Below are 4,337 nucleotides of genomic sequence, written 5' to 3' on the forward strand. Positions count from 1 at the left end.
GTGCTGAGCGCGCCGGAAGCTGCTTTGCTGGGGCTGCTGGAAATCCTCTTCGGCGTCGCCTGGGCCTGGGCCAGCGGGGCCGAAGAGCCACCGCCCAGCGTGCTGGCCGGTGGACTGATGGTGCTGCTGGCGCTCGCCGGCAACGAGGCACTGGCAATGCGTGCGCGCCGGGGCACCTGAGCCTGCGGGCGGCACAATGGCCGCCTTGCCCGCTGCAGCTCGGCGGGTCCTCATTGCATCATCAAGACGGGCCTCGACGCCCGCGGAGACACTGTTCCATGACCGCATCCGCTTCTTCTTCGTCTCTGCCCGAGCTGGTCTCCGGCGGCCAGGTGCTGGCCGAGCAGTTGGGCGACATTGGCGTCATCACGCTGAACCGGGCCAACGCTTTGAACGCGCTGTCGTTGGGCATGGTGCGTGACCTGACCACGCTGCTGCTGCACTGGCGCGAGGACCGCAGCGTCAGCGCCGTGCTGGTGCAGGGCGCAGGGCGCGCCGGCAAGGCGCCGGCCTTCTGCGCCGGCGGCGACATCCGCTTTTTCCACCAGGCGGCCCTTGCCGGCAACCCGCAGCTCGAAGACTTCTTTACCGAGGAGTACGCGCTGAACCACCTGATCCACCGCTACCCCAAGCCCTACATCGCGCTGATGGACGGCATCTGCATGGGCGGCGGCATGGGCATCAGCCAGGGCGCCAGCGTGCGCGTGGTCACCGAGCTGAGCAAGCTGGCCATGCCCGAGACCCACATCGGCCTGTTCCCGGACGTGGGCGGCGGCTGGTTCCTGGCGCGCTGCCCCGGCCATACCGGCGAATACCTGGCGCTGACGGGCCAGACGCTGACTGCGGCGGACGCGATTTCGCTGGGCTTGGCGGACGCCCTGGTGCCGTCCGCCGCACTGCCGGCCCTGGTCGCTGCGCTGGCCCAGCCGTCAGCCGTGCCGGGCGGCCCGGCCGACATTCCGCACACCACCGAAGAGATCGCCACCCGCATTGCCGCCGCGCTGAAGCCGCATGCGCAGACGGCAGGCGAGGGCAGCCTGGCCGCGCACCGCAGCGCCATCGACCTGCACTTCAGCCTGCCCACGCTGGCCGCCATCGAAGCCTCGCTGGCCTCAGACGACTCCGAGTTCGCCAAAGCCACGCTGGCCACGCTGCACCACCGCTCGCCGATGATGATGGCCGTGACGCTGGAACTGGTGCGCCGCGCCCGCAACATGACGCTGGCCGACGACCTGCGCCTGGAGCGCGACCTCGTGCGCCACTGCTTCCAGCTGCGACCCGGCACTGCCAGCGAAACGGTCGAAGGCATCCGCGCACTGGCCGTCGACAAGGACCATCACCCGCACTGGAACCCGCCGCACATCGCGGACGTGACGCCCGAACTGATCGCCCCGTTCTTCGCCAGCCCGTGGCCGGCGCACGTGCATCCGCTGCGCGAACTGGACTGACGGGCAGGGGGCGAGCCTTGAAGCGGCCCCCGCCATGGTTCAAACAAATGGGGTCAGAGTCAATTTATCTGGGCACTCAAGCGGCGCCGCAATGAGGTATCTCAAGATAAATTGACTCTGACCCCATTTGTTTGTGCGCCAACCTTGCCAGGTCTTTGAACGGATCCGCTCCGAGAGCCGGGCTGATCTGGAACGAAAAAGGCCTCGCGTTGCGGCGAGGCCTTTTGCTTGTTGAACAGCCTTGTGTTCTCACAAGGCTGGGAGCTTCATCAAGCTTTCAATTGCAAGCCACCCATCATCGGATCGCTGATGCTCGGCTTGCCGTTTTCGATGTGGCCGGCCAGTTGCACCAGGAAGCCGGTGTCGCCGTCCACGCGCACGCTCACGTCGTACCAGCCCGAGGTCTTCACCAGGTTCCAGCTGACCGTGCCGGAAGCGCCGGCATGCAGCTTCAGGCTCTGGCTCTTGCGGCCGTAGGCGTCGGCCAAGCGCACTTCCACCGAGCGCGGGCTGGTGTTGGTGATGTTCAGCGTCAGCAGCTGTTCATCGGCCGCGGTGTACTGCGCCTCGACCTGCAGCAGCGCCTTGCCGTCGCCACCTGTGCTGCCCTGGAAAGCGCGGTAGAAGCCGTTCGGGCCGTGCACGGCCAGCTTGTACTGGCTGTTCTTGGCGGCCCAGCTGCCGCTCAGCGACTTGCCGGCGCCCACGGTGTAGCTGCGGGGTGCGTCCTTGCCATGCAACGCGTCGCGCACGTGGAACACGGCGGCCTGGCTGCCGAGGTTGTTGAAGCCGACCTGGTAGCTGCCATCGGCCGCCACGGCGCCGCTGGCATGCAGCACGTAGGGCAGGGGGCGCGCGTTGCGCACGCCGGTTTCCTGCACCGGCAGCGTCGGGTCGGTCGGTGCCACCACGTCGTAGTTGTCGTGGCGCACCAGGTCCGGCGGCAGGTAGGCGGTGGTGCTGGGCAGAGCCGGCAGCTTGACGTTGGGCTTGGCGAAGTTGAAGGCGCTGGTCAGGTCGCCGGTCACCGTGCGGCGCCACGGGGTGATGTTGGTTTCGGTCAGTGCCGGGTTGCCCTGGCCGAAGCGGGCTTCGAGGAAGCGGATCACCGAGGTGTGGTCGAAGACCTGCGAGTCGACCCAGCCGCCCTTGCTCCACGGCGAGACGACGATCATCGGCACGCGCATGCCCAGCCCGTAAGGCGCCTTGGGGTGGCTGTCGTCGCCGTGGAAGATCTCGTTCTTGATGCTGACGGTGGAGGCGCCCAGCTTGTCGTTCATCGGCGGCGTGGGTGGCACCATGTGATCGAAGAAGCCGCCTTCTTCGTCGTAGTTGATGAACAGCACCGTCTTGCTCCAAACGTCCGGGTTGGCCGTCAGCGCGTCCAGGAACTGCGAGATGAACCAGGCGCCGTAATCGGCCGGGTGGTTCGGGTGCTCGCTGTAGGCCTCGGGGGCAACGATCCACGACACTTGCGGCAGCCGGTTGTTGGCCACGTCGTCACGGAACTGCACCACCAGTTGCATCGGGTCGCGGTTTTGCGCGTCGATGTTGGTGCCGGTCTTGGCCTTGTCGGCCAGCGGCGTGCCCGGTTGCGCGTTCTGGTACTGGTGGAAGTAGAGCAGCGAGTTGTCGCCGTAGTTGCCGATGTACGGGTCGCTGGTCCAGCCCCAATAGCCGGCAGCGTTCAGGCCCACGCCCACGTCCTGGTAGATCTTCCAGCTGATGCCGGCGGCTTCCAGGCGTTCCGGGTAGGTCTTCCAGTCGTAGCCGGCCTCGGCATTGGTGATGACCGGGCCGCCACCCGCGCCGTCGTTGCCCACCCAGCCGCTCCACAGGTGGTAGCGGTTCGGATCGGTCGGGCCCATCAGCGAGCAGTGGTAGGCGTCGCAGACGGTGAAGGCATCGGCCAGCGCGTAGTGGTACGGCAGGTCCGCGCGTTGGTGGTAGGTCATCGCCGAGAGGCCTTTGTTCGGCACGAACTGGTCCTGGCGGCCGAGGTTCCACGCGGCGTGGGTGTCGTTCCAGCCGTGCGGCGGGTCCGGCAGGAAGGTCAGGCCCAGGTTGTCCACCGGCGGGCGGAAGGGCATCACCAGGTTGCCGTCGGCGTCCTTCTGGTACCAGACCGGCTGGCCCGAGGGCAGCGTGACCGCGCGCGGGTCGGCAAAGCCGCGCACGCCGCGCAGCGTGCCGAAGTGGTGGTCGAAGGAGCGGTTTTCCTGCATCAGGATCACGACGTGCTCGACGTCGTTGATCGTGCCGGTCTTGCTGTTGGCGGGAATTGCCAGCGCGCGCGCGATGCTGGGCGGCAGCGCGCCAGCGGTGGCGGCGCCGGTGGCCCCGAGCAAATGCAGGAACTGGCGACGATTGGTTTCGGTCATGTGGCTGGCCTTGAGGGTTGGCAAAGTGCGCGCAGGCTAGGCCTTGTGTTTGACAACAGCGTGTCGTGTACAAGACGGTTACCGTTGCGCGCGGCCACGCCGCCCATTCGCTGCCACTTGCTGCCGGCGAATAAGTCTATGATTCGAACTAATTAATGGCCAACGTTTCCCAGCCCCGCTCCGATGGTGTCGCCACTGGCGACCAAAGCCTGCTCAAGCGCATCAACAGCGCTGCCTTGCTGCGGCTGGTCAAGACCGGCAGCGGCCTTTCACGTGCGGACCTGGCCAAGCGCAGCGGCCTCACCAAGTCCACCGTCAGCCTGCTGGTGCAGGAGCTGATTGACGACGGCTGGATCCGCGAGGCCGAGGTGCCGGTGTCCGGCGCCATCGGCCGCCGACCCACGCCGCTGGAGATGGACAACAGCCGCCTCGCGCTGCTGGGCGCCGAGATTGGCGTGGACTACCTCAACGTCGTCGCCTGCGACCTGCAGGGCCGCGTGCTGGCCGA

General features: G+C 67.2%; 4 protein-coding genes. 3 read left to right on the top strand and 1 reads right to left on the bottom strand.

The window, feature by feature from the left end; genetic code table 11:
* Together FKP22_RS32485 and FKP22_RS22350 are read left to right on the top strand one after the other, a co-directional pair.
* A partial coding sequence (locus FKP22_RS32485; RefSeq protein ID WP_510606723.1) for a VOC family protein occupies positions 1-180 on the top strand: 180 nt, incomplete at its 5' end.
* Positions 181-278: 98 nt separating this feature from the next.
* The gene (locus FKP22_RS22350; RefSeq protein WP_141289887.1) at positions 279-1,448 is read left to right on the top strand and encodes an enoyl-CoA hydratase/isomerase family protein; all 1,170 of its coding nucleotides are present in this window, start codon (positions 279-281) and stop codon (positions 1,446-1,448) included.
* 269 nt (positions 1,449-1,717) lie between these two features.
* On the opposite strand, the gene FKP22_RS22355 is transcribed toward FKP22_RS22350, so the two are convergent.
* A complete protein-coding gene (locus FKP22_RS22355) occupies positions 1,718-3,829 on the bottom strand; it encodes a phosphocholine-specific phospholipase C (protein WP_141289888.1) in 2,112 nt (703 codons plus the stop codon).
* Between the two features lie 155 nt (positions 3,830-3,984).
* Between FKP22_RS22355 and FKP22_RS22360 the strand changes: the two genes are divergently transcribed.
* On the top strand, positions 3,985-4,337 hold a 353-nt coding region (locus tag FKP22_RS22360), incomplete at its 3' end, for a MarR family transcriptional regulator (RefSeq protein WP_141289889.1).

It is taken from the genome of Ideonella azotifigens (assembly GCF_006519715.1).
GTDB classification, from domain to species: domain Bacteria; phylum Pseudomonadota; class Gammaproteobacteria; order Burkholderiales; family Burkholderiaceae_C; genus Ideonella; species Ideonella azotifigens.